General features: G+C 55.3%; 1 rRNA gene. It reads right to left on the bottom strand.

The window, feature by feature from the left end:
* Nucleotides 1-124 precede the first annotated feature (124 nt).
* Nucleotides 125-3,016: ribosomal RNA gene (locus ACMA1I_RS23220) — 23S ribosomal RNA — on the bottom strand.
* Between the last annotated feature and the right edge of the window lie 217 nt (nucleotides 3,017-3,233).

The following is a 3,233-nucleotide window of genomic DNA, read 5'->3' as shown; positions in this document are numbered from 1 at the left end:
TGGCACGGCCTTTACCGTGCTTGATGCTTTGTGTGTGTTACAGTGCTTTGTTAGCTTCGTTGACTAGTTGGGAAAAAGAGCGTGGGGTGACGCGGCTTTGGAGGAGGCGGGCCGGTGTGTGTCCGGCCGAACGCGCTCGGGCAATTAGTATGGCTCGGCTATGGCATCTCTGCCTTTACACCTGCCACCTATCGACGTCATCGTCTCTGACGGCCCTTAAGGGAGATCTCATCTTGGGGCGGGTTTCGCACTTAGATGCTTTCAGCGCTTATCCCGTCCGAGCGTAGCTACCCTGCGCTGCATCTGGCGATACAACAGGTCCACCAGTGGCTCGTCCAACCCGGTCCTCTCGTACTAAGGTCAGAACCCCTCAAATCTCCGACGCCCACAACAGATAGGGACCGAACTGTCTCACGACGTTCTGAACCCAGCTCGCGTGCCACTTTAATCGGCGAACAGCCGAACCCTTGGGACCTTCTCCAGCCCCAGGACGTGACGAGCCGACATCGAGGTGCCAAACCTCCCCGTCGATATGAGCTCTTGGGGGAGATCAGCCTGTTATCCCCAGAGTACCTTTTATCCTTTGAGCGATGGCCCTTCCATGCGGAACCACCGGATCACTATATCCGCCTTTCGGCCCTGCTCGGCTTGTGGGCCTCACAGTCAAGCACCCTTGTGCTATTGCGCTCTGCGCACGGTTACCAAGCGTGCTGAGGGTACCTTTGAAAGCCTCCGTTATTGTTTTGGAGGCGACCACCCCAGTCAAACTACCCACCAAGCAATGTCCCCCGCTAGTGCGAGGTTAGGCGCCAAGCAACTCAAGGGCCGTATTTCAAGGATGGCTCCGCGACGCCTGGCGACGCCGCTTCACTGCCTCCGGCCTATCCTACACATGAGTTACCCAGCGTCAATGCTAAGCTATAGTAAAGGTTCATGGGGTCTTTCCGTCCCGTTGCGGGTACTCGGCATCTTCACCGAGACTACAATTTCACCGAGCTCACGGCTGAGACAGCGCCCAGATCGTTACACCATTCGTGCAGGTCGGAACTTACCCGACAAGGAATTTCGCTACCTTAGGACCGTTATAGTTACGGCCGCCGTTTACCGGGGCTTCGATTCAGAGCTTCGCCTTGCGGCTAACCCCCCCTCTTAACCTTCCGGCACCGGGCAGGTGTCAGGCCTTATACTTCATCTCTCGATTTCGCAAAGCCATGTGTTTTTGTTAAACAGTCGCCTGGGCCTCTTCACTGCGGCTTCTCCATCGCTGGAGGAAGCACCCCTTCTCCCGAAGTTACAGGGTCATTTTGCCGAGTTCCTTGGCCGTGATTCACTCGAGCACCTTAGGATTCTCTCCTCGACCACCTGTGTCGGTTTGCGGTACGGGCGGCTGCATATTTAAACGCTTAGCGGGTTTTCTAGGGAGCCTGATTAGGGACGCTATCCCCTTGGCCGAGGCCGCGGGGTACTATCAGCTTTCAGCTAGTCCGGCGTGCTTGACTACCGGTCCAATACCTACGGCCTTCAACGCACTATTCCGTCAGTGCGCGGTCCTTTCACTTCTCCGTCACCGCATCGCTATATGCAGCCGGTGCTGGAATATTAACCAGCTGTCCATCGACCTTAGCCTTCGCATCGGCCTTAGGACCCGACTAACCCTGATCCGATTAGCGTTGATCAGGAAACCTTGGTCTTTCGGTGTGCGGGTTTCTCGCCCGCATTATCGTTACTTATGCCTACATTTGCTTTTCCAGCCGCTCCAGCGCGCCTTGCCGGCGCACCTTCGCCGCAGCTGGAATGCTCCCCTACCACTGTATAAATACAGTCCGCAGCTTCGGTGCCATGCTTGATGCCCGATTATTATCGATGCCCTCTCGCTCGACCAGTGAGCTGTTACGCACTCTTTAAAGGAATGGCTGCTTCCAAGCCAACCTCCTGGCTGTCTGAGCAAGTGGACCCCCTTTGTTCAACTTAGCGTGGACTTTGGGACCTTAGCTGGCGGTCTGGGTTCTTTCCCTCTCGGCCCGGGACCTTAGCACCCCAGGCCTCACTGCCGCGTATATCAACTGGCATTCGGAGTTCGTCAGGATTCGGTAGGATGTGACTCCCCCTAGTCCTATCGGTAGCTCTACCTCCAGATGACTCGACCGCGACGCTGCCCCTAAAGGCATTTCGGGGAGTACGAGCTATTTCTCAGTTTGATTGGCCTTTCACCCCTACCCACAGGTCATCCAAATACTTTTCAACGTAAACTGGTTCGGACCTCCACTGTGTGTTACCACAGCTTCATCCTGCCCATGGGTAGATCACAAAGTTTCGCGTCTACCCCCCCTGACTCTGCGCCCTGTTCAGACTCGCTTTCGCTCCGGCTCCGCCTCTCAAGAGGCTTAACCTTGCCAGGGAGGAGTAACTCGTAGGCTCATTATGCAAAAGGCACGCCGTCACCCCACGAAGGGGCTCCGACCGCTTGTAGGCGCATGGTTTCAGGTTCTATTTCACCCCCTTATTCAGGGTACTTTTCACCTTTCCCTCACGGTACTGGTTCACTATCGGTCTCTCAGGAGTATTTAGCCTTGCCGGATGGTGCCGGCGGATTCAGGCGGGATTTCTCCGGTCCCGCCCTACTCAGGATACCACTAGGGCCAAGGAGCTTACGCAAACGGGACTCTCACCCTCTATGGTCATTCTTCCCAGAATGTTATGCTTCACTACTTGGTCCCACCGCGTGGTCCTACAACCCCACTTCCGCCGTGACGGAAATGGTTTGGGCTCTTCCGCGTTCGCTCGCCACTACTTGCGGAATCATATGTTATTTTCTCTTCCTCCGGGTACTTAGATGTTTCAGTTCCCCGGGTTCGCCTCCTTGCGGATACTTGAACTTCATTCAAGTGGGTTGCCCCATTCGGACATCCGCGGATCACATCGTATGTGCCGATCCCCGCGGCTTTTCGCAGCTTGTCGCGTCCTTCCTCGCCTCTGAGAGCCTAGGCATTCCCCATGCGCCCTTCTCTGCGTTCTCGCCGGCCCTATCGCTAGGGCCGGCCCGCTTCTTCTTTCTACCTCACGCTTACCAGGTAAGCGTGTGTCACTTTATTCTCTCTTTCCCATCATGTCAAAGAACCTTCTTTAAGGTAAGAGTGAGGAGTGATGAGTTAAAACTTAACCCATGCCCTTGTCTTTTCCTTAAGTAGTGGTTTATACCTGCCGCATAAACCTTGTTGTTGTTGTTGTTGTTG

The organism is Pontibacter sp. 13R65 (assembly GCF_047525655.1).
Classification (GTDB): domain Bacteria; phylum Bacteroidota; class Bacteroidia; order Cytophagales; family Hymenobacteraceae; genus Pontibacter.
Note: the sequence above shows the minus strand (reverse complement) of the source record. Positions and strands in the feature narration are given on the sequence as shown.